24 protein-coding genes, 1 tRNA gene and 1 other RNA gene are annotated in these 25,862 nt (G+C 62.2%); 10 read left to right on the plus strand and 16 right to left on the minus strand.

Translation table 11 applies throughout. The annotated features are described in order from the left end of the window. Positions 1 to 61: 61 nt before the first annotated feature. The 4 genes from groL to JFN93_RS08135 form a co-directional block, all read right to left on the minus strand. Positions 62 to 1,705 carry a chaperonin GroEL gene (groL, locus tag JFN93_RS08120; protein ID WP_199383563.1) on the minus strand — a complete coding sequence of 548 codons (1,644 nt, stop codon included), beginning with the start codon at positions 1,703 to 1,705 and terminating at the stop codon, positions 62 to 64. A 43-nt stretch (positions 1,706 to 1,748) separates the two neighbouring features. Next, positions 1,749 to 2,039 (minus strand): co-chaperone GroES, encoded by a 291-nt coding sequence (groES, locus tag JFN93_RS08125; protein WP_199383564.1) that lies wholly within the window; start codon positions 2,037 to 2,039, stop codon positions 1,749 to 1,751. Between the two features lie 258 nt (positions 2,040 to 2,297). Then, on the minus strand, positions 2,298 to 2,570 hold the full coding sequence (locus JFN93_RS08130; RefSeq protein ID WP_199383565.1) for a DUF507 family protein: 273 nt from the start codon (positions 2,568 to 2,570) through the stop codon (positions 2,298 to 2,300). Between the two features lie 171 nt (positions 2,571 to 2,741). Then, the gene (locus tag JFN93_RS08135; protein WP_199383566.1) at positions 2,742 to 3,026 is read right to left on the minus strand and encodes a DUF507 family protein; all 285 of its coding nucleotides are present in this window, start codon (positions 3,024 to 3,026) and stop codon (positions 2,742 to 2,744) included. Between the two features lie 173 nt (positions 3,027 to 3,199). Between JFN93_RS08135 and aroF the strand changes: the two genes are divergently transcribed. The 4 genes from aroF to JFN93_RS08155 all read left to right on the plus strand — a co-directional run bounded on the left by aroF (position 3,200) and on the right by JFN93_RS08155 (position 5,962). Continuing rightward, complete coding sequence (gene aroF, locus JFN93_RS08140; protein ID WP_199383567.1) at positions 3,200 to 4,210, plus strand: 3-deoxy-7-phosphoheptulonate synthase; 1,011 nt, start codon at positions 3,200 to 3,202, stop codon at positions 4,208 to 4,210. Positions 4,211 to 4,262: 52 nt separating this feature from the next. Continuing rightward, positions 4,263 to 4,443: non-coding RNA, 6S RNA (gene ssrS / locus JFN93_RS08145), on the plus strand. 126 nt (positions 4,444 to 4,569) lie between these two features. Next, positions 4,570 to 4,920, plus strand: a complete 351-nt coding sequence (locus JFN93_RS08150; protein ID WP_199383568.1) for a hypothetical protein — start codon at positions 4,570 to 4,572, stop codon at positions 4,918 to 4,920. A gap of 28 nt (positions 4,921 to 4,948) precedes the next feature. After that, a complete protein-coding gene (locus tag JFN93_RS08155; protein WP_199383569.1) occupies positions 4,949 to 5,962 on the plus strand; it encodes a ribonuclease Z in 1,014 nt (337 codons plus the stop codon). A gap of 198 nt (positions 5,963 to 6,160) precedes the next feature. Here the strand turns inward: JFN93_RS08155 and JFN93_RS08160 are convergent, their stop codons facing one another. From JFN93_RS08160 to JFN93_RS08170, 3 genes are all read right to left on the minus strand, one after another. Next, positions 6,161 to 7,540 (minus strand): DegQ family serine endoprotease, encoded by a 1,380-nt coding sequence (locus tag JFN93_RS08160; protein ID WP_199383570.1) that lies wholly within the window; start codon positions 7,538 to 7,540, stop codon positions 6,161 to 6,163. Positions 7,541 to 7,963: 423 nt separating this feature from the next. Continuing rightward, a complete protein-coding gene (locus JFN93_RS08165; protein ID WP_199383571.1) occupies positions 7,964 to 8,638 on the minus strand; it encodes a response regulator transcription factor in 675 nt (224 codons plus the stop codon). 40 nt (positions 8,639 to 8,678) lie between these two features. Continuing rightward, entirely contained in the window at positions 8,679 to 9,491 is an 813-nt protein-coding gene (locus JFN93_RS08170; protein WP_199383793.1) for a pyruvate, water dikinase regulatory protein, read from the minus strand. A 250-nt stretch (positions 9,492 to 9,741) separates the two neighbouring features. Here JFN93_RS08170 and prmA point away from each other — a divergent pair, with 250 nt between their 5' ends. The 3 genes from prmA to JFN93_RS08185 are packed head-to-tail and all read left to right on the plus strand — an operon-like array spanning position 9,742 to position 11,962. Further along, entirely contained in the window at positions 9,742 to 10,665 is a 924-nt protein-coding gene (gene prmA, locus JFN93_RS08175) for a 50S ribosomal protein L11 methyltransferase (protein WP_199383572.1), read from the plus strand. After that, positions 10,629 to 11,402, plus strand: coding sequence for a 16S rRNA (uracil(1498)-N(3))-methyltransferase (locus tag JFN93_RS08180; RefSeq protein ID WP_328753662.1), 774 nt, complete (start codon positions 10,629 to 10,631; stop codon positions 11,400 to 11,402). Before prmA ends, JFN93_RS08180 begins: the two co-directional genes overlap by 37 nt. Positions 11,403 to 11,419: 17 nt before the next feature. Next, positions 11,420 to 11,962, plus strand: a complete 543-nt coding sequence (locus JFN93_RS08185) for a hypothetical protein (RefSeq protein WP_199383573.1) — start codon at positions 11,420 to 11,422, stop codon at positions 11,960 to 11,962. 147 nt (positions 11,963 to 12,109) lie between these two features. On the opposite strand, the gene JFN93_RS08190 is transcribed toward JFN93_RS08185, so the two are convergent. The 6 genes from JFN93_RS08190 to JFN93_RS08215 form a co-directional block, all read right to left on the minus strand. Then, positions 12,110 to 13,237: a ribonuclease D gene (locus tag JFN93_RS08190; RefSeq protein WP_199383574.1), complete on the minus strand. Its 1,128-nt coding sequence runs from the start codon at positions 13,235 to 13,237 to the stop codon at positions 12,110 to 12,112. A 136-nt stretch (positions 13,238 to 13,373) separates the two neighbouring features. After that, complete coding sequence (hisC, locus tag JFN93_RS08195; protein ID WP_199383575.1) at positions 13,374 to 14,435, minus strand: histidinol-phosphate transaminase; 1,062 nt, start codon at positions 14,433 to 14,435, stop codon at positions 13,374 to 13,376. 26 nt (positions 14,436 to 14,461) lie between these two features. After that, on the minus strand, positions 14,462 to 15,526 hold the full coding sequence (gene mqnC, locus JFN93_RS08200) for a cyclic dehypoxanthinyl futalosine synthase (RefSeq protein WP_199383576.1): 1,065 nt from the start codon (positions 15,524 to 15,526) through the stop codon (positions 14,462 to 14,464). Between the two features lie 116 nt (positions 15,527 to 15,642). Further along, positions 15,643 to 16,722, minus strand: a complete 1,080-nt coding sequence (gene mqnE, locus JFN93_RS08205; RefSeq protein ID WP_199383577.1) for an aminofutalosine synthase MqnE — start codon at positions 16,720 to 16,722, stop codon at positions 15,643 to 15,645. 99 nt (positions 16,723 to 16,821) lie between these two features. Beyond that, positions 16,822 to 17,424, minus strand: coding sequence for a UbiX family flavin prenyltransferase (locus JFN93_RS08210; RefSeq protein WP_199383578.1), 603 nt, complete (start codon positions 17,422 to 17,424; stop codon positions 16,822 to 16,824). Then, entirely contained in the window at positions 17,421 to 18,311 is an 891-nt protein-coding gene (locus JFN93_RS08215) for a 4-hydroxybenzoate octaprenyltransferase (RefSeq protein WP_199383579.1), read from the minus strand. Before JFN93_RS08215 ends, JFN93_RS08210 begins: the two co-directional genes overlap by 4 nt. Positions 18,312 to 18,789: 478 nt before the next feature. Here JFN93_RS08215 and JFN93_RS08220 point away from each other — a divergent pair. The 3 genes from JFN93_RS08220 (at position 18,790) to tsaA (ending at position 23,810) form a co-directional block, all read left to right on the plus strand. Next, positions 18,790 to 18,866 (plus strand) — tRNA-Pro (locus JFN93_RS08220). Between the two features lie 281 nt (positions 18,867 to 19,147). After that, on the plus strand, positions 19,148 to 23,041 hold the full coding sequence (locus JFN93_RS08225) for a chemotaxis protein CheB (RefSeq protein WP_199383580.1): 3,894 nt from the start codon (positions 19,148 to 19,150) through the stop codon (positions 23,039 to 23,041). 250 nt (positions 23,042 to 23,291) lie between these two features. Continuing rightward, the gene (gene tsaA / locus JFN93_RS08230) at positions 23,292 to 23,810 is read left to right on the plus strand and encodes a tRNA (N6-threonylcarbamoyladenosine(37)-N6)-methyltransferase TrmO (protein WP_199383581.1); all 519 of its coding nucleotides are present in this window, start codon (positions 23,292 to 23,294) and stop codon (positions 23,808 to 23,810) included. A 147-nt stretch (positions 23,811 to 23,957) separates the two neighbouring features. On the opposite strand, the gene JFN93_RS08235 is transcribed toward tsaA, so the two are convergent. The 3 genes from JFN93_RS08235 to napG are packed head-to-tail and all read right to left on the minus strand — an operon-like array spanning position 23,958 to position 25,849. Continuing rightward, complete coding sequence (locus tag JFN93_RS08235; protein WP_199383582.1) at positions 23,958 to 24,377, minus strand: hypothetical protein; 420 nt, start codon at positions 24,375 to 24,377, stop codon at positions 23,958 to 23,960. A gap of 46 nt (positions 24,378 to 24,423) precedes the next feature. After that, the gene (locus JFN93_RS08240) at positions 24,424 to 25,197 is read right to left on the minus strand and encodes a NapH/MauN family ferredoxin-type protein (RefSeq protein WP_199383583.1); all 774 of its coding nucleotides are present in this window, start codon (positions 25,195 to 25,197) and stop codon (positions 24,424 to 24,426) included. Continuing rightward, the gene (gene napG, locus JFN93_RS08245; protein ID WP_199383584.1) at positions 25,187 to 25,849 is read right to left on the minus strand and encodes a ferredoxin-type protein NapG; all 663 of its coding nucleotides are present in this window, start codon (positions 25,847 to 25,849) and stop codon (positions 25,187 to 25,189) included. The genes JFN93_RS08240 and napG overlap by 11 nt, the downstream gene beginning before the upstream one ends. Positions 25,850 to 25,862: the final 13 nt, after the last annotated feature.

Below are 25,862 nucleotides of genomic sequence, written 5' to 3' on the forward strand. Positions count from 1 at the left end.
AAAGAGCCGGGGAAAATCCCCGGCTCTTCTGGTGTTACGGTGCTGGCTTAGGCCAGACGGCTTACATCATGCCGCCCATGCCGCCCATGCCACCCATGCCGCCCGGCATCGGCGGGAGCGCGCCTTCTTCTTTCGGCTTGTCGGCGATCATCGCCTCGGTGGTCAGCATGAGGCCGGCCACGGAAGCGGCGTTTTGCAGCGCGTAGCGGGAGACCTTGGTCGGGTCGATGATCCCGGCATCCAGCATGTCGACGTAGGCATCGTCGGCAGCGTTGTAGCCGAAGGAGCCGGTGCCGTTTTTCACTTTGTCGACGACGATGGAGCCGTCCACGCCGGCGTTCTGGGCGATCTGACGGATCGGCTCCTCGATGGCGCGCTTGATCACGTTGACGCCGAACTGCTGCTCGGTCTGAAGCTGCAGGCCGTCGAGAACGGCGAGGGCGCGCAGGTAGGCAACCCCGCCTCCCGGGACGATACCCTCGTCGACTGCGGCGCGGGTAGCGTGGAGGGCGTCTTCGACGCGGGCCTTCTTCTCTTTCATCTCGATCTCGGTGGCCGCACCGACTTTGATGACGGCGACGCCGCCGACCAGCTTGGCCAGGCGCTCCTGCAGCTTCTCGCGGTCGTAGTCGCTGGAGGTCTCTTCGATCTGGGCGCGGATCATCTTCACGCGGCCCGCGATGTCAGCCTCGGAGCCGTTGCCGTCGATGATGGTGGTGTTGTCCTTGTCGACGGTGACTTTCTTGGCCATCCCGAGCATGTCGAGGGTGGTGTTCTCCAGTTTGAAGCCGATCTCTTCGGAGATGACTTTGCCGCCGGTGAGGATGGCGATGTCTTCGAGCATGGCCTTGCGGCGGTCACCGAAGCCCGGAGCCTTGACGGCGCAGACGTTGAGGACGCCGCGCAGCTTGTTGACGACCAGGGTGGCCAGGGCCTCGCCCTCGATGTCCTCGGCGATGATGAGCAGCGGACGGCCGGACTTGGCGGTCTGCTCGAGGACCGGGAGGAGGTCCTTCATGTTGGAGATCTTCTTGTCGTGGATCAGGATCAGGACGTTTTCGATGTTGGCTTCCATCCGCTCCGGGTCGGTCACGAAGTACGGGGAGAGGTAGCCGCGGTCGAACTGCATCCCTTCGACGGTCTCAAGGGTGGTCTCCATCGCCTTGGCTTCCTCGACGGTGATGACCCCTTCCTTGCCGACTTTCTCCATCGCCTGGGCGATGATGTCGCCGATGGTCTTGTCGTTGTTGGCGGAGATGGTGCCGACCTGGGCGATTTCCTTGTGATCCTTGATCGGCTTGGAGATCTTCTTCAGCTCGCCGACGAGGGTCTCGACCGCCTGGTCGATGCCGCGTTTGATTTCCATCGGGTTGTGGCCGGCGGCAACCAGTTTGGAGCCCTGGCGGTAGATGGCCTGGGCCAGCACGGTAGCGGTGGTGGTGCCGTCACCGGCGACGTCGGAGGTCTTGGAAGCGACTTCCTTGACCAGCTGCGCGCCCATGTTCTCGAACTTGTCTTCGAGCTCGATTTCCTTGGCGACGGTAACGCCGTCCTTGGTGATCAGCGGTGCGCCGTAGGACTTCTCGATGACGACGTTGCGTCCTTTGGGGCCGAGGGTTACCTTTACGGCGTCAGCCAGAGTATTTACACCTTTAAGGATGCTGTTACGGGCATCCTGGTCGAATTTGATTATCTTTGCAGCCATCGTGTCGTTTCCTCCTTGAGAATATATAGTGCGTGGGCGGTGATTACTTCTCGATGACGCCGAGGATGTCGTCCTCACGCATGATCAGGTAGTCCTGGCCGTCGAGCTTAACTTCGCTGCCGGCGTATTTTCCAAAGAGGACCTTGTCCCCGACGTTGAGGTCGATCGGGTAGACCTTGCCGTCGTCGCCCCGCTTCCCTTTGCCGACCGCAACGACTTCGCCCTGCTGCGGCTTCTCTTTGGCAGTCTCCGGGATGTAGAGCCCCCCAGCGGTTTTCGTTTCTTCTTCAACCCTCTTAACGATGATACGGTCCTGCAACGGTCTCAGATTCATGCCTGCACTCTCCTTTCTTGTGAGATATTTGAGATCTCTTGATCGCAGAAAAATTATTAGCACTCAAGACTGCTGAGTGCTAATGCCTGCTAAATATAAACAGCATGGTCTTGAAAATCAAGGGTTACCCGGCAAAAAAATTTAACGGGGACGGCAGGGCAAAAAAAGCGGCGGGCACGGGGCTCGCCGCTTTTGCTAAGGGGCTGATGGGAAAGGGAATTTAGGGGGGGGAGGCGTGGCGGCTCGGTGGGGCAGCCGTTACCATTTCCGCCTGGCGAGCTCCTCGGCGTAGAACTTCTGGTAGAGAATCTCCCACTCGCGGCTCCCGGGGACCTTGGCTTTGCTGTAGGAGGAAAGCTTGTCCCGGACCGCCTGGTCGATCTGCTCGACCACCGAGAAGAAGGCGGAGATGGAGTCCTTGATCGCTTCCAGGGCGCGGCGCTCTTCGGGGAAATCGGCCAGGTCGTCGTCGTAGAGCTTGTCGTAGATCTTGTGGGCGAGATGGGAGATGCGGTCTTCCGATACCAGCATGGGGGACTCCTTCTAATCCTTCTAAGTATGCAGATCCTTGATAGCCCTCCCCTTTCGGGAGAGGGCGGCCGCAGGCCGGGTGAGAGGAGGGGCCACCGGCGAACCGCAGCCCTCACCCGGCGCAGGCCGCGCTCGTGCGCGCGGAGGGAGAGGGCATTTTTAGGTGACCGGTCAGAGCACGATCTTCCGCTCCTTGGCGAGCTTTTCCTTGATCATCCTGAGCATCTTGTGGCGATCGATATCGCCGGCTCCGCCCATGCTGCGCAGGGTTTGCTCCAGCAGCGCCTCGGCGTCCTTCTCCAGGTTATCCTCGGCCTTGACGTCCTTCGCGATCGCCGCCTTCACCGCCTCGACGAGCGCTCCCCGTCCCTGCTTGGCGACCATCAGCTTCTTCGCTTCCAGATCAGTCAGCACCTTCTCCGCCAGGCGCGCGATCTGCTCATCCTTGAGACGCATTGTGCCTCCACGAACTCGTTGTCCTCTAGTTACTCCCGCTTCCGTTGGGAGAGGGGAGATGGGTTTGGCGCCGCATTGTACGTAAATCCGGGAAAATTGCAATCGTTTCACATTGACCTCTTCTGTTCCCCCTGCTATGCTCAGGCCCTCATCCTAACTTGCGGGAGTCACACATGCTTATCGTCATGGGGTACAAAGCGAAGAAGTCGGATGTAGATGCCGTCGTCAAGGTGGTTCAGGCGATGGGGCTGCGCGCCGAGCCGATTCCCGGCGGGGAGCGCACCGCCATCGGGGTTCTGGGGAACACGGGATACGTCGATGACTCCCTGATCCGGGATCTCCCTGGGGTGCAGGAGGTGATCCACGTCTCCAAGCCGTACAAGCTGGTTTCCCGTGCCTTTCACCCGCAAGCGAGCGTGGTCACGGTCGGAGGGGTGCGCATCGGTGAGGGGGAACGCCCGGTCGTCACCGCCGGTCCCTGTGCCGTGGAGAGCGAGGAACAGATCATCAAGACCGCCCTCGCGGTCAAGAAAGCCGGCGCGAACCTTCTGCGCGGCGGCGCCTTCAAGCCGCGGACCGGCCCGCATACCTTCCAGGGGCTGCGCGAAGAGGGGCTTCTCTTGTTGAGCCAGGCCGGAAAGGAAGCCGGGCTGCCGGTAGTCACCGAGGTGATGTCTCCGGACACCGTCGGGCTGGTCGCCGAGCACGCGGACCTGCTCCAGGTCGGCGCCCGCAACATGCAGAACTTCGACCTCCTCCGGGAGCTCGGGCGCAGCGGGAAGCCGGTCCTTTTGAAGCGCGGCATGAGCGCCACCATAGAAGAGTTTCTCGCCGCCGCCGAGTACATCCTTGCCGAGGGAAACCCCAACGTCATCCTCTGCGAGCGCGGCATCCGGACTTTCGAGACCGCCACCCGCAACACCTTCGACCTCTCGGTGATCCCCCTGATCAAGGAGCTTTCCCACCTCCCGATCATGGCCGATCCTTCCCACGCCACCGGCAAACGGAGCCTCGTCCCGCCGATGAGCAAGGCGGCTCTGGTGGCCGGGGCGCACGGCATCCTGGTGGAGGTTCATCCCGAGCCGGAAAAGGCACTTTCCGACGGTCCGCAGTCCCTCACCTTCGAGGGTTTCGACCGTCTGATGGAGGAGTTGAAGCCGCTTTACGCCTATCTCGGTTTTTGAAAAAAAGCCTTGCCTTGTAAACGGTTACATCATATTATGCGAGCCACGTACGTTCTCTCTGCCGTGTCCGTTAGGTTTTAACGCCCCTGCGGAATAATCATTGAACGGGAGCCTGTTTCGACCGTGGTGTGCTGCCCCATTGCGCGGGAATTGCCTGAAGCGGTCCACGGGACCTCCCACCTGTTAGGGAACTCGCTGTGAGGCCCCCCAACCAACGACAGGGCGGAGAGACTTTTTTCGTAGGGAGCCTAATGCAGTGGCTCCCTTTTTTATTGCTTGCGGTCTCCCGGGCAATCGTTATATAGGTGAGCCGTGCCACCGTTGACCTGGGGCTTTTCCGCCCATCGGAGGGTAGGGTAATGTTGAAGCGGATGGAGGGTTTCCCGCCCTGGCTGCTCCTTGTCGTGGGCTATGTCATGGTCGCCCTATTGGGATATGTCGACTACCTGACCGGCGACTACTCCATGCTGGTTTTCTATTTCCTTCCGATCGCCTTCGCCGGCTGGTACCTCGGGCGCAGCGGCGCCTTGCTGATCTCCGTCGGCGCCGGGATCGCCCGGTTCGTTTCCGACTGCAACAGCTACTCCGGCTCGGCCGTCCGTTACTGGAACTCGTTCCAGGACACCGCCTTTCTGCTCATGGTCGGCATCCTGGTCGCGCTGATCAAGCGAAAACTGGCCGATGAGCCGGAGTCCCCGCCGGAGAGTTGATACCTCTTCAGGGAAGGGAGTCCCGGCCATGACACCGTACTTTCAGCCCCAGCTGGTCAATCCCCCTTTTCACGATCCCGGCCTCTACCTCGACTTCCTGTTCGCCCGCCGCGCCATCCTCTTCGACCTCGGGGAGATCAGGGCCCTTGCCGCCCGCAAGATCCTCCGCGTCAGCGATGTCTTCATCTCCCATACCCACATCGATCATTTCATCGGCTTCGACCACATGCTGCGGCTCATGCTGGGGCGTGACAAGACGCTGCGCCTGTACGGCCCGCCCGGCTTTCTCCGCCAGGTCGAGGCCCGGCTGGCGTCGTACAGCTGGAACCTCCTCGGCACCTATCCGACCGAGTTCGTGGTCGAGGCGTATGAGCTCGGTCCGGAGCGGACGGCGCGGTCCGCCCGCTTCAGTTCCCGGCGCACCTTTGAGCGGGAACCGTTGGGCGAGGTGGCGCTGGTCGACAATGTCATTCTGGAGGAGGAGAACTTCCTGGTCCGCTGCGCCTTTCTGGAGCACAGCATCCCCTGCCTGGCCTATGCCTTCGAGGAGAAGCTCCACGTGAACGTCCAGAAAAACCGGCTCGCGGAGATGGGGCTTCCGGTCGGTGCCTGGCTCGCGCAGGTGAAGCGGGCCATCGTCGCGGGGATGCCGGGAGAGACCGAGGTTGCCGTACCGGTGGGGGGGGAGATGCGGAGGCTGACCCTGAAGGAGTTGGGCCCGGCCCTGGAGGTGGTGCGTGGGGAGAAGGTGGCCTACGTCACCGACGTCTCCTACGCACCGCAGAACCGGGAGAAGATCGTGGCGCTGGCGTTGGGAGCCGACTATCTGTTCATCGAGGCGACCTTTCGGGCCGGAGAGGAGCAGCGCGCCCGCGAGCGGGCACACCTCACCACCCGGCAGGCCGGTGAGCTGGCCCGCGCCGCCGGGGTGGGACGGGTGATTCCGTTCCACTTTTCGCCGCGTCACGAAAAGGAGGAGGCGGAGATGCGGCGGGAGGTGAATGATGCCTTTAGCAATGAGCCGTGCGCAATGAGCGGGTAGGTCGCGTTGAGAAACGAAACGCGACGTTATCCCCGGCCAGGTAATGTTGCGATTCACCGTGAATCCGTTCCACGCAACTTACCGCAATTCGTGCCCCCCCGTGCCCACGCGGCTCGAGGGGGGTCCGCAAATCAAAAAGGGGCTCCGGATTCCGGAGCCCCTTTGCATTATCGGTAAATCTATAGAGTGCGTCCCCGCCTAGTCGACCTTCACCGCGGCGAAGAGCGACGCGTTGCCGCGGCGCAGGAGCACCTTCAAGAAGCTTCCCTTCTTGATGCCGGAAAGCGCCTTCTCGTAATCGGCGAGTTTCTCGATCCGTTGGCCGTTGACGTCGCGGATCACGTCGCCTTCGGCAATCCCGGCCTGCTCAGCCGCGCTGTCCGGCTTCACCGCCACGACGAGCACCCCTTTCTCATCCTTCGTGCCGCGACGGTTGGGCTGGTCGCCCAACTCGGCCACCTTCATCCCGAGCCGCTCGTTGATGACCCCCGCCTCTTCGGTATCCCCTTCCTTGAGCCGCTCGACCAGCACCTTCTTGGTTTCCTTGCGCCCCTCACGCATCAGGACCACGGAGACCTCCTTCCCGACCGGGGTCATGGCTACCACGCGCGGGAGCTCGCTGGTGTCGTGGATGGTGTGGCCGTCGAATTCGACGATGACGTCGCCGACCTGGAGCCCCGCCTTCTCGGCGGGACCACCCTTGAGGACGTCGGCGACCAGCGCGCCCTTTTCCCCGTCGATGTTGAAGGCGCTCGCGATGTCCTGGGTGACCGGCTGGATCGATACGCCGAGCCAGCCGCGGGTGACTTTCCCACTGTCTTTGAGCTGGGGCAGGATCGCGGTGGCCATGTTGATCGGGATGGCGAAGCCGATCCCCTGGCCGTTGGCGAGAATGGCGGTGTTGATGCCGATGACTTCGCCCTTGGCATTGAAGAGCGGGCCGCCGGAGTTGCCCGGGTTGATGGAAGCGTCGGTCTGGATGAAGTCGTCATACGGGCCGCTCCCGATTACCCGTCCCTGGGCGCTGACGATGCCGGCGGTAACGGTCTGGGCGAGCCCGAACGGGTTGCCGATGGCCATGACCCACTCCCCGACTTCGATCTTGTCGCTGTCTCCCAGCGGTGCGACCGGAAGTCCGTCCTTGGATTCGATCTTGAGCAGGGCCAGGTCGAGTTTCTCATCGCGCCCTTTCAGTTCGGCTTTCAGTTCCTTGCCGTCGGAGAGTTTCACCTTGATCTCGTCGGCACCGGCAACCACGTGGTTGTTGGTGATGATGAAACCATCCTTGCTGATGATGAAACCGGAGCCGAGGTTGCGCTGCTTCTGCGGGGCCTTCGGCTGCTGGTCGAAGAACCGGTCGAAGTACTCCTGGAACGGGTCGTTGCCTCCGCCGTGCGGGTTGCGCTTCTGGGGGGCGACCGTTTTGGTGGTGCTGATGTTCACTACGGCCGGTTTGAGTTTCTTGGCGAGTTCCACGAAGTTGGGAAGAACGGGTGCTGCCACTGCCACAGCGGAGAAGACGAGAGTGAAAAGGAGCGTGGAGAACAGGTAACCTACCGGAATGAGGCGTTTTCTCATGACTTCCTCCAAGGGGAAAATATGCGTAAAGCTAATACTGCCGTCTTTTTTTGTCAAGGTTCCTCATGAGGATAACAGGTTTACCCTGGTAATGGTGCAGTATCTCGTTCCCATGAGAGGAACGGGATAAGGGCTGTATCTTGTGGTAACGCCCGAGACGGAAAAAGGTTTACCGCGGCTTGGGCCGGCTGCGACCCGCATCTACCAGGGGGGCTCCGTTACCCGGTGGGAGCGCCATTCCTGGCGCGAACCGCCGCAGGCGGTAACCGCGGGTAGCTACCCCAGGGCCGGCAACCATGGCCCTCGTCGGCTAAGGCGTACGGTTGAGGTCCAGAAAATAAAAAAGGACCGCCTCCGGAGATCCGGAGCGCGGTCCTTTACATGCGGTCTCAGCAAACCGGGCGGGTAGTTACCGCCAGGATGCTAGTCCTCTTCCTTCAGGATGTAGCCCACGCCGCGGACGGTGTGGATGAGCTTCTTGTCTGCGTCGCGGTCAATCTTCTTGCGCAGGTAGTTGACGTAGACGTCGATGATGTTGGTGAAGCTGTCGAAGGTGTAATCCCAGACGTGCTCCGCGATCATGGTCCTGGTCAGCACCTGGTGCGGGTTGCGCATGAAGTACTCGAGCAGGCCGTATTCCTTGGCGGTGAGGTCGATCTCCTTGTCCTTGCGCCATACCTTGTGGGTGACCGGGTCGAGGCGCAGGTCGGCGAAGCGGATTTCGGCACCGCGGTCCAGCTCACTGCGGCGCAGCAGGGCGCGGACCCTGGCCAGCAGTTCGGCAAAGGCAAACGGCTTGGTAAGGTAGTCATCCGAACCGGAGTCGAGACCGGCGACGATGTCCTCGACGGAATCCTTCGCGGTGAGCATCAGGATCGGGGTGACGTTCTTGCGCTCACGAAGTTCCTTGAGGACCGAAAGCCCGTCTTTTTTCGGGAGCATCCAGTCCAGGATGATGAGGTCGAAAGGCTTTTCCAGTGCGAGCTTGAGCCCCTCCTCCCCGTCTGCCGCAGTGTGGACCTCATACTGCTCTTCCTCAAGACCGCGCTTGATGAAGCTCGCAACTTTTTTCTCGTCTTCGACCACCAGAATTCTCATGTCTGTTACCTCTCTCATTTTGAAGATACTTGTTTCTTGTTTAATCGTGTCGTATATCCCCGTGCAATCGGCTCAGGATTTCCGCCGCGGACTCCTCGACGGACCGGTTAGTGACGTCGATGATGTACCACTCGGGGTGTTGCCGGTAGAACCGGCGGCAATATGCTAGTTCGTCTTCGATCTGCTGGTAGTCGGCATAGCTCGCCCGCGGGTTTTGCCGCAGGTTTCTCAAGCGGGCGCTGCGGATGTCCACCAGGCGCTGGACGTCGATGATCAGGCCGACGATCCGGTCCTGGCGTACCTGCCAAAGCTCGGGCGGGGGATCGATCCCCTGTACCAGCGGGACGTTCGCCACCTTGTAACCCTTGTGGGCGAGGTACATGGAGAGCGGCGTCTTGGAGGTCCGGGAGACCCCGACCAGCACGATGTCCGCTTTGAACAGGTTGCGCGGCTCCTGGCCGTCGTCCTGCTTGACCGTGAAGTCGACCGCCTCCATCCGGCGGTAGTACTCGGAGTTCATCTCGTACTGGAGCCCCGGGACCTTCTGGGCCGGCGTTTCCAGGAACTCGGCCAGCTTGAAGAGGAGCGGCGTGATCAGGTCCACCGCCTCCAGACCCCGAAGCTCGGTCTCGTTTCTGATGAACTGGGCGAGATCGCTGTTGACCAGGGTGAAGAAGATCAGTCCCGGTTCCCGGGTTGCCTCGTCCAGGGCACGCTCGATATCCTCCCGGGTGCGGATCTGCCCGGCCCGGTGCAGGATGACGTCGATATCCTTGAACTGGTGCAGGGCCGCTCGGGCCACGCGTTCGACGGTTTCGCCGGTCGCGTCGGATAGTAGGTATACGTGTTTCATCATGTCCAAAAAAGTCCCTGCTGGTGGAGGGTTGCGCCCCTCATTAAGCTACTCATTAGATATAGCACTTTTTTTTAGAATAGGCAAAAGTTAAATTAATGGGAAAACGTTCCCCAAAACGTTGGCATGACACCGGTGAATTTTAATTATAGAATTAGGCCTTCACTTTTTATTATTGTCAAGTATCCCTTGCCATGTTACTCGCGATTCTGCTAGGTTATCGCCATATTTGTCCGAAAAAGGAGCTTGCATGCAGACCGATTGGGCCGAGATCACCTGTGAGGTGCCGGCCGCCCTGGTGGAAACGCTCGCCGATTTTCTCGTGGAATTGACGGGAACCGGCGTCGGGATCGACAACCTTCACGTCGACACCTTCTCCCTCGATACTCTCGAGGACACCCCCATTAAAAGCGTCAAGGCCTACCTTCCCGCCGATGCGGCGCTCGAGGAGGCACGGGGTCAGATCGAGGAGTTCCTCGCCCGGCACCGCGCCGAGTACGGCACCTGCCCGTTCACCCCGCCGGTGATCCGGGTGGTCAAGAACGAAGACTGGGCCAACAACTGGAAAGTCCATTTCAAACCGGTCCGGATCGGGACCCGGATGGTGATCAAGCCGACCTGGGAAGATTACCAGGAGCTCCCCGGGGACCTGGTGATCCAGATCGATCCCGGCATGGCCTTTGGCACCGGCGCCCACCCGACCACGCGGATGTGCCTGGAATCCATGGAAAGGATCTGCTACGACCGCAGTTGCGGGACCTTCCCCGCCCCCCTGCTCGACGTCGGCACCGGCTCCGGAGTGCTCAGCATCGCCGGGGCTCTCATGGGGGCCCAGGGGATTGTCGCCGTCGACATCGACCCGGAAGCGGTCCGGGTGACCGAGGAAAACGTGGAACTGAACGGACTTTCCGGCGCGATCGACGTCTCCACCACGCCGCTGGACCGGATTGCCGGCCAATTCGGGGTGGTGGTGGCCAACATCCTCGCCGAGGAACTGGTCCGGCTCGCCGAGGAACTGGTCGCCCGGGTCCGCCCCGGCGGCTGGCTGATCCTGTCCGGGATACTCACCGAAAAAGAGGATTTCGTCCGCAACGGTTTCCCCGGCCTTACCCTGGTCGAGTGCACCCACGAGGAAGAGTGGAGCTGCATTACCCTGTCCCGGCCCGCGGCATGAGGAACTTCTTTCTCGGGGATAACGCGGTCGTCGACGACGAGGCGTGCATCACGGGGGAGCTCTACCGGCACATGGCTCGCGTCCTGCGCCTGAAGGCGGGGGCCGCGGTTTCCCTCACCGACGGCGCGGGGCGCAGCTTTGACGGGGTCATCACCGAGGTCGGCGCCAAGAGCCTGACCGTCAAGGTATCGGCACCGGAAGCGGCAGCCGAGAGTTCCGGCTACCCGGCCATCACGCTTTACCAGGGGCTCCCCAAGGGGGAGAAGTTCGACCTGATCCTCCAGAAGTGCACCGAACTGGGGGTGGCCGAGGTGGTCGCCTTTCAGGCGGCACGTTCCGTGGTGAAGCTCAAGGAGGATCGGAGCGCGGGGCGCCTGGAGCGTTGCGAGAGGATCGTGCAGGAGGCGGCGCGCCAGTCGGGGCGTAAAACCATCCCGAAGGTCTCCTTCGCCGGGGCCTTGGGCCCCACGTTGCGGGGCAATAGCCACTCTGTTAAGCTACTGCTCTGGGAAGGGGAGCGGGTAAACGGCCTGCGTCAGGCGCTGGCCGGGATGCCGGCTCCCGAAAGCATCGCGGTCATCGTAGGCCCGGAAGGTGGGCTCACCGACGAGGAGGTACGGCAGGCGCAGCAGGAGGGTTTTATCCCGGTATCCCTCGGCAGCCGCATCCTGCGCACCGAGACCGCCGGGCTCGCCATCGTTTCGATACTCCAGTTTCATTGGGGGGATATCGGCTGAAGCAAAAGGAGTAACCCATGAAATGCCCCAAGTGCGGTTACAACAGCTTCGAGTTCCTGGACCAATGCAAGAAGTGCAGTACCGATCTCACCAACGTCAAGAAGCGCTGCGGCATCAAGCCGTTGCTGCAGCCTCAGCTCCCGCCCCCGGTTCTGGCGCTTCCCCAGGAGAAAAGAACCATAGAACCGCCCCTGGCACCTGCTGGGGAGCTGGTGCTGGACAGCGCACCGCCCAAGCCGACTGACCTGTTCGACTTGGGCGTCTTTGCGGCAACCGATCTGGGCCGGGCCGCTCCCGCAGCCGAGGCGGAGGAAATCGTCCTGGAGGGAGCTGTGCTCCCGCCGCCGACCGCCTGGGCGCAGCCCGGGGTGTTGGGGCGCCGTGAGGAGTTTGACGAGGGGGAGGAAACCTCGGCGCTGCTCCTGGAGGAAATGGTTACCCTGGAAGAGGTGACCGGCGCCGCGGAAGACCCGCCGCTCATCTTCGATGCCGGCACCTTCCAACCGGTGGTCGAAACCCTGCCGGAGACAGAGAGCCCGCCGCCGACAGATGCTCCGTAGTTTCCGCGCCCTGTAGGAGCGACATTCTTGTCGCGATTGAAAACGCTGATCGCGGCAGGAATGCCGCTCCTACCAAGAGCACATCAATAAGAAGAGGCTGGTCCCATCCCGGGGCCAGCCTCTTCTTTTACCTATGCATTGCGTTATTTACTTGAGCAGCTCCTCGATCTCGCTGCCGAAGGCCTCGTGCTGCCAGCGCTTCAAGAGCGAGAGCTTCACCGGGCCGGGCTCGGCCAGGGCCTCCAATAGAGCGTTGTTCGCCACCAGCCCGACCCCGAGGCCGAGCTGGGCGGCCTTCTTCTCGCGCCAGAACTTGAGCCGCTTGACCCGCTCCTCCACGTTGCGGTCCAGGACCGGGCGGCGCGACGATTCGAGCTGGGGCACCTTTTCCGGCGGCGTGGCAAGGCCGGTGACGATCGCCTGCAGGATTCCCTTGCCGTAACGGTCGATCTGCTTGGGAGTCAGGCTCTGCACCCCGACCAGTTCGAACATCGACCGCGGCTGCTTCTCGGCAAGCTCCCGGAGCAGGTCGTTGCCGAGCACCCGGAACGGCGGGACATCGGCACTGCGTGCCTTTTCGTCGCGGAACTTCAGCAGTTCTTCCAGGACCGCGAGCTCACGGGTTTTGAGGCGGCTCGCCCCCTTGAAGCGGACCACCATCGGCTCCCCTTCGCGCGAGCTGTAGCGGACCCGTGCCACGAGCTCCGACTCCTCCTCGACCCAGGCGAGGCGGCCCTTGGCTTTCAGCTCGCCTTCCAGCTGCCGGTACAGGCCGATCAAAAGCGAAGTGTCCTTCGCGGCATATTCCATCATCTCGGTGGAGAAGGGGCGCTTGCTCCAGTCGGCCTTCTGGAAGCGCTTGTCCAACTCGACCCCGTAGCGCTTCTTGAGCTGCGCCGCCAGGCCGAACTCGCTTTCACCCAGGAATTGGCTCGCGATCATGGTGTCGAAAAGATTCACCACCTCGATGCCGAAATCGCGGTAGAGGGAGCGCATGTCGTAGTCGGCGCCGTGGAAGACCTTCTTCACGGACGGGTCGGCGAAGATCGGGGCCAGGAGCCGTACGTCCACCTGGGCGAGGGGATCGACCAGCCAGGTTTCGTCTTCGGTGGAGACCTGGATCAGGCAGACCTTTTCCGTGTAGTGATGCAGGGAGTCCGCCTCCAGGTCGAAGGCGAGCACCGGCTGGTTGGAGAGGCGCTCTACCAGGCGGTCCAGGCTCGGCTGGTTGGTAATCAGGCTGGCTGTACTATGTTCGTCGATTTTTTTCTGCAATTTCCCACCGTTTCTGCATCTGCATGCGGTCAGTTAGAGTATCGGCGCCGCCGGTTACTGGTCCGGCCGGCGCGGAAGGTAAAACATTACAATCTTTTCATTCCTGATTCAAGGTTTTTCAGTCCCGGGGTCACTCTCAGGCAGCGGAGGAATAAGAGATGGCGGCAATCGCGGCCAGCGTCGTCTCCATCTCCTCCTGCGTCCCGATGGTGATCCGGACGCCATGGGCGATCACCGGGTCGGTGAAGTGCCGCACCAGGATCTTCTTCTCGTACAGCGCCTGGTAGACCCGGCCGCCGTCGCGGTCGGGGGGGGTGGCGAAGACGTAGTTCCCGCTGGAGGGGATCACGGTAAAGCCGAGTTTTTCCAGCTCCTTGGTGAACCACTCCCGGGTGGCCCGGGTTTTCTTGACCACGCTGCGGAGGTAATCCTGGTCCTTGAGCGCGGCAACCGCGGCGGCCTGGGCCAGTCGGTCCAGGTTGTAGTGGTCGCGGATCTTGTTGAGCGCGGCGATCACCTCGGGGCGTGCGATGGCGAGGCCGACCCGCATGCCGGCAAGCGAATAGCTCTTGGAGAAGGTGCGGGTGACCACGACGTTGTCGAGGGATTTCACCAGGTCGAGCGCGGTGTCGTCGGCAAAGTCGGCGTAGGTCTCGTCCACGACCAGGACGCCCGAGGAAAGCCGGCCGGCGAGGTCGATCATGAACTTCTTGCTGAAGGTGAAGCCGAGCGGCGCGTTCGGGTTGGTGAGGAAGAAAATCTTGCCGTCGTAGCGCTCCGGCAGGCCCTGCGGCTCGAAACGCTCGTTGAGCCCGAAGGTGCGAACCGTAGCGCCCTGAATCTCGGCGAGCGTTCCATAGTAAGAATAGGACGGGTGGATGAAGGCGATCTCCTCCCCCTCCCCGGCAAAGGCGCGGATCAGGTTGTTGAGGACCTCGTCGGAGCCGTTGGCCATGATGATCCAGGAAGGATCGAAGCCGTAGAGCTTGGCGGCCTCCTCGCGAGCCGAGGTGCTCCCCGCGTCGGGATAGCGGCGCAGCCCGTCGTTCACCTCGCGCGCGATCGCCTCGAGTACCTTGGGCGAGGGGGGATACGAGTTCTCGTTGGTGTTCAGTTTGATGTACGACGCCACGTCCTGGGGCTGGAAGCCGGGGACGTACCCCGCCATCTCGGCGATGTTTTTGCGCAACTGGGTCATTTCTCTACTCCGCTTTTCTGCCGCGTTCAGTACGTCTCCAATATCTTATAAAGCGTTGTTCTCCGCGCCGGGACAAAGCCGGCGTCGCGGATCAGGTCGATCATCTCCTGCTGCGACATCCGGAAGCAGCATCCGGCCGCGGCGACGACGTTTTCCTCGAGCATGGTGCCACCCAGATCGTTCGCGCCGAAGAAAAGGGCGACTTGGGCCATCTTGGCCCCCTGGGTTACCCAGCTCCCCTGGATGTTCGGTACGTTGTCCAGGACGATGCGGGAAAGCGCCAGCACCCTGAGGTATTCCGCGCCGGTGGCGGTCGCGCCGCCGAGCTCGGTGTTGCCCGGCTGGTAGGTCCAGGGGATGAAGGCGGTGAAGCTCCCTCCCTCCGCCTGCAGCGCCCGCACCCGGAACAGGTGTTCCACGATGTCCTCGAGCTTCTCGCGGCTGCCGAACATCATGGTGGCGGTGGTCGACATGCCGAGGCGGGCCGCCTCGATCATCACCCGCGCCCAACCCTCCCAACCGATCTTCTTCGGGGAGATCTCGGCCCGGACCCGGTCCACCAGGATCTCGGCGCCGCCGCCGGGAACCGAGTCGAGCCCGGCTTCTTTGAGCCGCTCCAACGCCTGGCGCACGGTGAGTCCGGAGATCTCGGCGACGTGGGTGATCTCCGCCGGGGAGAGGGAGTGGTTCTGGACCTGAGGGAACTGCGCCTTGATGGCGTGGAACAGTCCCTCGAAGTACTCGATCTTCAGGTCGGGGTGGAGCCCCCCCTGCATGAGGAGCTGGGTTCCGCCCTGCTCGACCAGCTCCCCGATTTTCTTCAGGATGACGTCGGTCGGCAGAATGTATGCGTCCGACGCCTCCTTGTCACGGTAAAAGGCGCAGAAGCGGCACTTGGACTCGCAGACGTTGGTGTAGTTGACGTTGCGGTCGACGACGAAGCTCACCAGCCGGTCCGGGTGCAGCCGGCGCCGCACCGAGTCCGCCAGCCGCCCCAGGCCGAGGAGGTCGGCGTCGGTGAGGCACCAAAGCGCCTCGTCGGCGGTGATAGCCGCGCCGGCGGTGAGTTTTTCGCGAAGTTTGTCCAGCATAGTGCTGCTATCTCCTGTGCCCTTGCGGCGGTCCGATCCGACCGATCTGACGGATCCGACCGATCTGACGGATCCGACCGATCGGTCGGATCGGACCCCGCTGCAAAGGCTCTTTCCTAGTAAACCTTCAGTTCCCGGTAGAGCGTGTCGCGCTCGACCGGCACCCGCCCGGCTTTGCGGATCAGGTTCAGGATGCCGTCCCGGCTCATCGCCTGGGGCGAATCCGCCCCCGCCTCGTGGCCGATCCGCTCTTCCACCACGGTGCCGTCCAGGTCGTTCACCCCGAAGGAGAGCGCAACCTGGGCGATCTTTGCGCCGAGCATCACCCAGTAGGCTTTCACGTTGGCGAAGTTGTCGAGGTAAATCCGCCCCACCGCCAGGGTCCGCAGGTCGTCGACGCCGGTGGTCCCGCCCCCCGCGATCTTCAGCTGGGAGTGTTCGGGCTGGAAGGCGAGCGGGATGAAGACCTGGAAACCGCCGGTCCGGTCCTGCAACTCACGCAACTGGCGCATGTGGTCGATCCGGTCCTCGATCCGCTCCAGGTGCCCGTAGAGCATGGTGGCGTTGGACTTGAGTCCGCTTTTATGCACCTCTTCCATGATGGAAAGCCACTGTTTCCCGGAGATCTTCTCCGGACAGAGCTGGTCGCGAACCTCAGGGGCGAAGATCTCCGCCCCGCCGCCCGGAAGCGATCCCAGACCCGCCTCCTTGAGCCGCCCCAGCGTGTCGGCGATGCTCAGCCCGGCAAGCTTTGCCAGGTAGGCGATCTCCACCGCGGTGAAGGCCTTGACGTGCAAGGTAGGCGAAACCGACTTGATGGTCTGCAGCAGCTCCAGGTAGAACTCGAACGGGAGATCCGGGTGGAGACCGCCGACCACGTGAATCTCGGTCGCCCCCTGCTGCAGTGCTTCCTCGGCCCGGCTCCGGACGTCGTCCAGGCTCATCAGGTAGGCGCCCTCGTCCTCCTTGGCCCGGAAGAAGGCGCAGAACCGGCAGCGGTTCACGCAGATGTTGGTGTGGTTGATGTGGCGGTTGACGTTGAAGAACACCTTGTTGCCGTTCTTGCGCCTATTAACCGCCGCAGCCAGCTCGCCCAGCTCGAGGAGATCCTCGTGCCGGAAGAGGACGAGCGCTTCCGCCTCGTCGATCCGCTGACCGGCCTGAACCTTTTCCGCTATAGCTGCAAAAGTAGTCATTGTTTGCAAAGTCCTTCTATTTCAGCACCGCTCCATTCAAAGAGAGCTATTCGTCAGTAAGAGCAACCGAGGTAACGTCCCGTCTCCTTAATGGAGAGGTTAGGATGGGTTCCCCCAGCGCCGAAACAGCGCATTTTCCACACCGAGCGCGTCGAGGATCTTCCCGACCACGAAGTCGACCAGGTCGTCGAGGGTCTCCGGATGCTGGTAGAAAGCGGGCATGGCCGGAACGATCCGCACCCCGAGGCGCGCGAGTTTAAGCATGTGTTCCAGGTGGATGGCGTTCAACGGCGTTTCCCGCGGCACCATGAGCAGCGGCCGGTTCTCCTTGAGCATCACGTCGGCCACCCGCTCCAGGAGGTTCCCGGAGTTGCCGCAGGCCACCCGGGAGAGGGTACCCATGGAACAGGGCACGACGACCATGGCGTCGGGAGCACGCGAGCCGCTGGCGATGGGTGCCAGGAGGTCCTTTTCGCCGTAATAGTTCAGTTCTTCGCCCGCGCCGAAATGGAGCCGGAGCCGTTCCGGCAGGGCCGGATCGTCAGCCCAGTCCAAGCCGCACTCCTCTTTGAGCACGGCGAAGCCGGCGGAAGAGATCAGGAGCGTCACGTCATGCCCGGCTTTGAGGAGCTCATCGGTGAGCCGCAGCCCGTAAATCGCGCCGGATGCGCCGGTCAGGGCAAGGGCGAAATGCCTTTTCACGCCACGCCTCGCAGCACGTCGGCCAGCGTCGCGAGGAAAAGGGTGACGCTGATGTAGCCGTTCATATTGAAGAAGGCCGCATCCAGCTTTTCCAGTTCGCCGTTTCGCAAAAGCCAGTGTTCGTAGCAAAGCAGGATCACGGTGACGATAAGGCCGGACAGGAAGAAGGGACCGAGTTTCATCACGGCGAAAAGCGCCGCCAGCAGGATGACCGTCACGATGTGGAACAGCCGCGCGGTGAGGATGGAGCCGCGGACACCGAGCTTGGCCGGGATCGAATGCAGCCCGCTTTTGCGGTCGAACTCGAGATCCTGGAGCGCGTAGAGAATGTCGAAACCGGCCACCCAGAAAAGGACGGCAAACCCGAGGAGGTAGGCGCCGGGCTCAAGCTCCCCCTTGATTGCGATCCAGGCGCCGAGCGGGGCACCGGCGAGGCAGATGCCGAGGACCACGTGGGCGAGGGCGGTGAAACGCTTGCAGTAGGAATAGAGCAGGATGAAGCCCAGCGCGACCGGGGAGAGGTAGAGGCAGAGCGGGTTCAGCATCCCCGCGGCGAAAAGCAACAGCGCGATCGAAATCACGCAGAAAGCCAGCACCGCGCCCCGGCCGAGGAGCCCGGCGGGAATGGCCCGGGTCGCGGTCCGCGGGTTGCGGGCGTCAATCTCGGCGTCGATCACCCGGTTCAGCCCCATTGCGGCGGTGCGGGCACCGACCATGGCGCACAGGATCCAGCCGACCTTCGAGACTCCGGGAACACCGCGCCCCGCCAGGAGCGCTCCGGTGAAAGCGAAGGGGAGGGCGAAGATAGTGTGGGAAAACTTGATCATTTCCAGGAAGATCCGCACCCTGGCGAACCAGGTGGTTTCCTGTCCTGCGGCGCTGCTCATATAAACCTTTCAACGGTTGGGTGGGCGGGATGGGGGTTGACCCGGGAGCCCGGAGCGCAAGGTGTGTCGTCGATGCTGCGGGCGATCGCAAAATGATAATTTTTAACACTTCCCTCTTTTTCTGACAACGTTTTTCTTGTCCTTAAGGGGGGGCTTGTCTTGACTATGAGGAGTATGCGAAGGGAGGTGTCGACCGCGACATCGATCTCTGAGTGTGGGGAGATGCCTTACGAAAAGGGGAGTCTGGCGTAGTATTGTATAGTTACGGCAGTTGGACAATGAAAAGCTGATATCCACGACCGGGAGAAGGGGACAATGCCATCTGTGTCATCCGCACCACAGGCTGATAGATTCCCGATCGGTACCAAGTCAGGAGAGCCGATGCGGATGTCGTCGAGACAGGAGAAACCGGAGTGTATTTTTGTGTTGACATTTGGACGCGAAAAAGCTAAACATACAGCTTCCCGAGACACACCACCGGAATGTAGCGCAGCCTGGTAGCGCACCTGCTTCGGGAGCAGGGGGTCGGAGGTTCGAATCCTCTCATTCCGACCATTTTAGAAAAAGGGCCTTGCCAAACGGTAAGGCCCTTTTTTCGTACCGGCCCCACCAAAGCATCTCCTTCCGACCGCACCTCCCCTGGCCTTTTGCCCACCTTGATCCCTAGCCGGAAAAGTTACACGTCCAACCGGGCCTTTTTTGTCTTTATGCCCCATTGACACTACCGTGGGGGCGGCATATATTCCTCATTAGGAAACGTAACTGCCCATTGGCATTAAAGGGAGGGCCTCTTCTTTTAGGTTATTGATAGCAGAACTGCTTTGGAGGGTATGGCCATGACCACGAACAGTGATGATATTGGTATCAAGCCTTCATATATTGTCGGCATCGGCGCATCAGCCGGTGGACTCAACGCACTGGAGCAGTTTTTCGACAACACCCCTGCCGATACCGGGATGGCCTTCGTGGTCATCCAGCACCTTTCCCCGGACTTCAAAAGCCTCATGGACGACCTCCTTTCCCGGCACACCTCCATGAGCATCCACCGGGTCGTAAATGGCGTCGAACTCCAGCCCGACCGCATCTACCTCATCCCTCCGAAGTCCCACATGACGGTCAGCAACGGGAAACTCTACCTGACCGAGAAGAACCTCAGCCAGCACAACGAGCTCCCCATCGACATCTTTTTCAACTCCCTGGCCGACGATGCCGGCGACAAGGCGATTGCCGTGATCCTTTCCGGTACCGGCTCGGACGGCTCGCGCGGCATCGTCTCGATCCGCACCAAGGGGGGACTCGTGGTGGCCCAGGCACCGGAAACGGCGCAGTTCGACGGGATGCCGCGCAACGCCATCGCTACCGGCGTCTGTGACTTCGTGCTTGCTCCGGGCAAGATACCGCAGGTACTCGACGAATACCGGAGAAGCCCCGTGGCGGTGCGCAGCCGGAAGGAGCACGAACTGGAGGTTTTCGAGGACCAGGGGGAATACGCGGGGGTCTTCGCCTTGCTGCGCCGCGCCTACAACCTCGACTTCTCCAAGTACAAGGCCTCCACCGTGGGAAGAAGGATCCGGCGCCGGATGGAGTTCCGGCAGATCCCCGAGGTTGCCGACTACGCCGCGATCGTCTCCGGAGACCAGACGGAGCTGGAGATTCTCTACAAGGACCTGCTGATCGGGGTGACCGAGTTCTTCCGTGATCCCAAGACCTTCGCTTTTCTGGAAAAGGAGGTGATCCCGAAGATCTTCGCCGGCCGGCACGACGGCGAGGACCTCCGGGTCTGGTCGGCGGCCTGCGCGACCGGTGAAGAGGCATACTCGCTCGCGATCCTCCTGGCTGAGCAGGCGCATAAAATCGGCTACTCCGGAAAGATCACCGTTTTCGGTACCGACGTGCACAAGAGCTCGCTCGAGTCGGCCTCCCAGGGACTCTACCTGCCGAGCAGTCTCGCCAACGTCAGTCCGGAGCGCCTGGAGCGCTTCTTCCGCAGGGAGGACAACGGTCAATTCCGGATCAACACGGACCTGCGCAAAATGGTGGTCTTCGCGCCGCACAACCTTTTGAGCGATCCTCCGTTCACCCGGCTCGACTTGGTCTGCTGCCGCAACCTCCTGATTTACTTCCAGTCCGAGGTGCAGGAGAAGGTGATTTCCCTGTTCCACTTCTCGCTGAAGCGGGACGGATTCCTCTTCCTCGGGAGCAGTGAAGGACTTGGGCCGCTGGTCGGGGAGTTCGATGCGGTAGCGAGCCAGCACAAGATCTTCCGCAAAATCCGGGACCTGAAGCTCTCCTTCAACATCGATGCGAGCCGCAGCGAGCGGCTCCAGGCGCCCCACCCGGTGACCGCGTTCCAGCCGGGGAGCAGCCGGATGGTGAGCCTGGACCGTCAGGTCCTCTCGGACTACGACAGCCTGCTGCGGCGCTACATGCCCCCGGGCCTGCTCATCGACCAGAACCGGCAGGTAATCCACTATTTCGGCAACGTCTTCGAATACCTCAAGGTGCCGGAGGGGCGACCCGAGAACAACCTGCTGGGAATGGTGGAAGGAAACCTCCACGTTGCCCTCTCCACGGCACTGCAGCGGGCTGAGAAATCCGGCCAGGAGATCCTCACCCGCAACATCCGGGTGCGGCAGGGCGAGAAAGAGCAGTTGGTCGACCTCGTGGTGACCCCGCTTCCCGACGAGAAGCGGCAGATAGTCCACCAGCACCTCTCTTTTGTGCGGGTGCGGGACGTGGAACTTCCGGCCGAGGAGGCGAAGGAGGAGTCGATCGGCAATTTCGAGCCGGAAAGCCAGTTCCGGCAGTACGTGGCCGACCTGGAACTCGAGCTTCAGTCGACGCGGGAGAGCCTGCAGGCGACCATAGAGGAGTTGCAGACCAGTAACGAGGAACTGCAGGCGACCAACGAGGAGCTCTTGGCCTCCAACGAGGAGCTGCAGAGCACCAATGAGGAGCTCCATTCGGTGAACGAGGAGCTCTACTCGGTAAACTCCGAGTTCGAGCGCAAAAACATCGAACTCAAGCAGCTCAACACCGATCACGACAACCTCCTCTCCAGCATCGACATCGGCACCGTCTTCCTGGACCGCGACCTGAGGATCCGCAAGTACAACCCGGCGGTCGCCTCCTTCTTCAAGCTGCTTCCCCGGGACATCGGCCGTCCCATCGACCACATCGCCTACCACCTCGCCAACCAGCAGGAGATGCTGGCCGACATCCAGCAGGTGCTGGCATCGGGAATCCCGGTCGAGAAGGAGGAGCGAACCCGCGAGAACCGTTGGCTTTTGAACCGGATCATGCCGTTTCGCACCGAAGCCGGAGAAATGGAAGGGGTGGTGATGACCTTCACCGATATCACCCGGGTGAAAGAAAGCGAGCAAAAGGTGACGCTGCTCAACGAGGAGTTGGAACAAAAGGTCGAGGAAAGGACCCGGGACCTGAAGCTGGAGGTCCAGGTACGGCAGCAGACCGAAGAGGAGCTGCGCGCGGCCAAGGAACGGGCCGAGGCGGCGGACCGGGCCAAGAGCGAGTTCCTCGCCAACATGAGCCACGAAATCCGCACCCCGATGAACGGAATCATCGGGATGGTCCGGCTGCTGGAGAATACCGAGCTGTCCAAGGAGCAGCACCAGTACCTGCAGGCGATGGACAAGTCGAGCCAGAACCTGCTGGCCCTGATCAACGACATCCTGGACCTTTCCAAGATCGAGGCCGGGAAGGTGGATCTGGAGGTGGCGACCTTTTCCCTGAAGGAATGCGTCGAGGAACTGGTGGCATCGGTCCTGCCTTCGGTTCGGGCCAAGGAACTGGAACTGGTCACCCGCTTCGCACCGGAACTCCCTGCGGCGCTCCTTGGCGACGAGCTCCGGGTCAAGCAGATCCTGTTGAACCTGCTCGATAACGCCATCAAGTTCACCCGAAAGGGGAGCATTACCATCGACGTTGCCCTTCTGGAGCGCGACGAGGGCCGGGTGCTCGTGGACGTATCGGTGGCCGATACCGGTATTGGGATCCCCCGGGAGCACCTCCGGCGCATCTTCGCCCCATTCGAGCAGGCGGACAACACCACCACCCGCCGCTTCGGCGGAACCGGTCTCGGGCTGGCGATCTGCCGGCGCCTCGCCGCCCTGATGACGGGGGGGCTCTCGGTGGAGAGCAGCCCGGGGGAGGGAACGACCTTCCACCTCCAGCTCCCGTTCCAGAGGGTGCCGCAGCTCGCGGCGATTACGAGACCGTCGCTGCTTTCGCGCCGGCCCAGCGACCTCCGACCGCTCAACGTGCTGGTGGCCGACGACAACGACACCAACATTTTGTTTCTGACGACCGTGCTGCAGCGGATGGGGCACCGGGTGCAGGCTGCCCGAAACGGTGCGGAGGTCCTGGCCCGGTGGCGTCAGGGGGGAATCGACTGCATCCTGATGGACATTCAGATGCCGGACATGGACGGGTTGCAGGTGACCGAAGCGATCCGGACCCGGGAAGCGACGACCGGCGGCCACACCCCGGTGGTGGCGGTGACGGCGCACGCGCTGCGAGGTGACCGGGAACGGCTGTTGGCGCAGGGATTTGACGGTTACGTGTCCAAGCCGATCGAGATCAAGCTGTTGATCGAGGAACTGGGACGCTGTTTGGCGCCTGCAGCGGGAGCGGAGCTGCTGATCCCCCGGCAACCGGGGCTCGGTGATGCCGACGAACCGGGGGGCCAGCCGCCGGGGAGATCCGCCTGATGGGAATGACAGCAGCGCCAGGCATCCTGGGGAATCCGCACGGCGGTCTCTGGCCCGGTAGTTTTCTCCTTGCAATATCTCTTTGGAATATGGGAGACTTTCGAACCGATCTCCGGACGAATCGGTGATCGAACGGGAAGGCCCGAAGCGAAAGCAGTGGGCCTTTTTGCGGTGCGGTGCCCCGGCGCCGTCACCAGCTACGACGCCCGGTCCGCCTTGCCACTGGAACAACGGATGCAATCAGCCTGACATGACTCAAGATCTGCGCTTCACCTATACACCGATTGGGGTATTGCGATCCCCTTATTCCCGCCGTATCGACACGCCGCATCAAAGTACCGTAGTTGCGGGCACGGAAACCGGTGCCTTCGCTACCGCCAGGCTGGAGCTGGATGACTGGCTGGATGAGAAAGTCATTCAGGACCTTGGTGGCTTCGAGCGGCTCTGGCTGGTCTTTGCTTTTCACCTGAGTGAAGGCTGGCGAAGCAGCGTGAAGCCGCCCCGGGGGGGACCCAAGCGGGGTGTCCTGGCAACGAGGTCGCCGCATCGTCCCAACTCCATTGGGCTGTCGGCGGTGGAACTGGTGAAGATCGAAGGGAAGACCCTCCACCTGCGCGGGGTGGATCTTCTGGACGGGACGCCGGTCCTCGACATCAAGCCGTACGTCCCGTATGCGGACGCCTTTCCCGACGCCAGGGCCGGGTGGATCGACGAGATGGATGCAATGACCGGGCGAAATTTCGCCCCCGGCCCGCGCAAGCCGAGATAAAGGCAGGCCGCGTTGCGGTACGAAACGCGACATCCTTTCAAAAGCGGAACTCCCTGGAAATGAAAAGAAGCCCTTGGCAACCGCCAAGGGCTTCTCTGTTTCCACACCAAAAAGGGGGACTGGCACCTGCGGAGCCAGTCCCCTTGCTTATGCCTGTTTCGCCCTCTCGTGGCACTGCCCGCACTGGGTACGTTCCGGGTGCTTGGTCTTGGGCGCGCCCTTGATCCCCGTCAGGTGGCATTTGTTGCAGGTCTTCGCGGCGATGGCGCCGCGCACCTTGTGGGGGATCGCCGGGGCGCTCACCTCTCCCTGGACGTGGCATTGGGTGCAGTCGAGTCGCTCGGGATGGGAGGTCTCCATCGCGCCGTTGGTGCCGGTCTTGTGGCAGCCGAGACAGGACTCGCTGGTGGCGCCGTCCGGGATCTTGTGCGGGACGGTCGGGGGCTCCCCGGTCCCTTGGGCGGCGTCACTGCTGAAGTTCTCCGGCTCTTCGGCATAGACGGAAGCCGTGGCAGCGAGGGAAAGTATCAAGCCGGCAAAGATCAAAAATCTGGCAAAGCTGTTCATCCGGAACCTCCTCTAGGCGGAAAAATCAAGCGCGAAAGAAAGATGTCTAGCGGTACGTAAGGTTGACGCGGAATGCCTTGGTTCGGCAACTGTCGAGGCAGCGCATACAACGGGTGCAGTGGCCGGAAACGACCTGACGCGCTCCCGATTCCAAGGAGGGCGCCAGGACTTCCTCAACGGGGCAGGCCTCCCGGCACACGCCGCAGTGGTTGCATTTGCTCGTCTCGAAACCGACCCGAAGCGGGCTGAAGCGCGCGATCAGGGAATAGAAGCCGCCCACCGGACAGAGCGAGCGGCACCAGATGCGCCGGGCCACGAAGAGCTCGACGATGAGGATCGCCAATGGAAGCAGCAGCGGCAGCCAGGCCCGGAACATGATCGCCCGGGCGGTGATCCCGAGGGGGGAGAGCACCTCGAACAGCGGGATGCCGGCGGCCAGGGAAACGACCAGGGTCACCGCAAAGGCCCACCGGGTGCCGTTTAACGAATAGCTCCGGTCGACCCCACCGAAACGGGCCCGAAGCTTCTCTCCGAGTTCGGTCAGAAGGTAGACCGGACAGATCCAGCCGCAGAAAGTGCGTCCCCCGACCAGGAAGTAAAAGGCGGTGACGATCGCCGCCGAGAGCAGAAAGGAGGGAACGAACTGCCGCGAGGCGAGCGTCGCCTGCAAAAACGCCAGCGGATCGGCGAGGCTCAACCCGAAAAGGTCGCCGGCGGCGAGGTTGCCCCGGAAGACGGCAAGGCCGGCCCACGGGGAGGCGATCAGCGCCAGGACCAGGAACTGTACGGTGCGGCGCACGGGCCACCACTTAAAACTCATAGGAATCCTTTTGCTCCGGGGGGCTCTTGATCACCACGATCACCGGCTTTTCCCGGACGCAGGCGTGCTCGCAGATGCCGCAGCCGACGCACTTATCCCGGTGGATCACCGGCTCCATGATGGTGTGGGTCCCGGTCCGCTCGTTGTGGCGGGGCTCGATGGTGATCGCCTTGTCGATCAGCGGGCATTCCCGGTAGCAGACCTCGCAACGCAGCCCGCGGATGGAGAGGCACGCCTCCCGGTCCACGATCACCGCGGTCCCCATCCGGACCTTTTCCACCTCGGTGAGCGTTTTGTCCAGAGCGCCGGAGGGGCAGGCCTTGACGCAGGGGAGATCGGGACAGAGGTAACAGGGGGTCTCCCGGGCGATGATGTGCGGGGTGCCGATGCCGATCCCCGCCTCCGCCCCGGCCATCCGGATCGAGTTGTTCGGGCAGGCCTGGGCGCACTTGCCGCATTTTACGCAGGCGGCGAGAAACCGGCTCTCCTCCAGCGCCCCCGGCGGCCTGAGATAGAAGCCCCGGGCGTCGGCGCGGCGCAAAAAGAGGGTCGAGATGCTCCCCCCGGCGAGCGCCAGGGCAAGCGGCACCGCCACCCCGTTTTTGAGGAAGCGGCGCCGGGTGATCCCGGTGGTTGGAGTTTCAATAGCCATGCGGACCTCTGTC

The organism is Geomesophilobacter sediminis, from assembly GCF_016458275.1.
GTDB lineage: Bacteria > Desulfobacterota > Desulfuromonadia > Geobacterales > Geobacteraceae > Geomesophilobacter > Geomesophilobacter sediminis.

Bases quoted from the DNA above. Each gene is read 5' to 3' on its own strand.
- JFN93_RS08240 (WP_199383583.1), bottom strand. From the start codon at position 25,197: ATGAGTTTTAAGTGGTGGCCCGTGCGCCGCACCGTACAGTTCCTGGTC.
- JFN93_RS08165 (WP_199383571.1), bottom strand. From the start codon at position 8,638: ATGAGAATTCTGGTGGTCGAAGACGAGAAAAAAGTTGCGAGCTTCATC.
- JFN93_RS08150 (WP_199383568.1), top strand. From the start codon at position 4,570: ATGTTGAAGCGGATGGAGGGTTTCCCGCCCTGGCTGCTCCTTGTCGTG.
- JFN93_RS08130 (WP_199383565.1), bottom strand. From the start codon at position 2,570: ATGCTGGTATCGGAAGACCGCATCTCCCATCTCGCCCACAAGATCTAC.
- aroF (WP_199383567.1), top strand. From the start codon at position 3,200: ATGCTTATCGTCATGGGGTACAAAGCGAAGAAGTCGGATGTAGATGCC.
- JFN93_RS08215 (WP_199383579.1), bottom strand. From the start codon at position 18,311: ATGAGCAGCGCCGCAGGACAGGAAACCACCTGGTTCGCCAGGGTGCGG.
- JFN93_RS08235 (WP_199383582.1), bottom strand. From the start codon at position 24,377: ATGAACAGCTTTGCCAGATTTTTGATCTTTGCCGGCTTGATACTTTCC.
- JFN93_RS08135 (WP_199383566.1), bottom strand. From the start codon at position 3,026: ATGCGTCTCAAGGATGAGCAGATCGCGCGCCTGGCGGAGAAGGTGCTG.
- JFN93_RS08155 (WP_199383569.1), top strand. From the start codon at position 4,949: ATGACACCGTACTTTCAGCCCCAGCTGGTCAATCCCCCTTTTCACGAT.
- hisC (WP_199383575.1), bottom strand. From the start codon at position 14,435: ATGACCCAGTTGCGCAAAAACATCGCCGAGATGGCGGGGTACGTCCCC.
- mqnE (WP_199383577.1), bottom strand. From the start codon at position 16,722: ATGACTACTTTTGCAGCTATAGCGGAAAAGGTTCAGGCCGGTCAGCGG.
- mqnC (WP_199383576.1), bottom strand. From the start codon at position 15,526: ATGCTGGACAAACTTCGCGAAAAACTCACCGCCGGCGCGGCTATCACC.
- JFN93_RS08170 (WP_199383793.1), bottom strand. From the start codon at position 9,491: ATGAAACACGTATACCTACTATCCGACGCGACCGGCGAAACCGTCGAA.
- tsaA (WP_199383581.1), top strand. From the start codon at position 23,292: ATGACTCAAGATCTGCGCTTCACCTATACACCGATTGGGGTATTGCGA.
- JFN93_RS08185 (WP_199383573.1), top strand. From the start codon at position 11,420: ATGAAATGCCCCAAGTGCGGTTACAACAGCTTCGAGTTCCTGGACCAA.
- prmA (WP_199383572.1), top strand. From the start codon at position 9,742: ATGCAGACCGATTGGGCCGAGATCACCTGTGAGGTGCCGGCCGCCCTG.
- groL (WP_199383563.1), bottom strand. From the start codon at position 1,705: ATGGCTGCAAAGATAATCAAATTCGACCAGGATGCCCGTAACAGCATC.
- groES (WP_199383564.1), bottom strand. From the start codon at position 2,039: ATGAATCTGAGACCGTTGCAGGACCGTATCATCGTTAAGAGGGTTGAA.
- JFN93_RS08160 (WP_199383570.1), bottom strand. From the start codon at position 7,540: ATGAGAAAACGCCTCATTCCGGTAGGTTACCTGTTCTCCACGCTCCTT.
- JFN93_RS08225 (WP_199383580.1), top strand. From the start codon at position 19,148: ATGACCACGAACAGTGATGATATTGGTATCAAGCCTTCATATATTGTC.
- napG (WP_199383584.1), bottom strand. From the start codon at position 25,849: ATGGCTATTGAAACTCCAACCACCGGGATCACCCGGCGCCGCTTCCTC.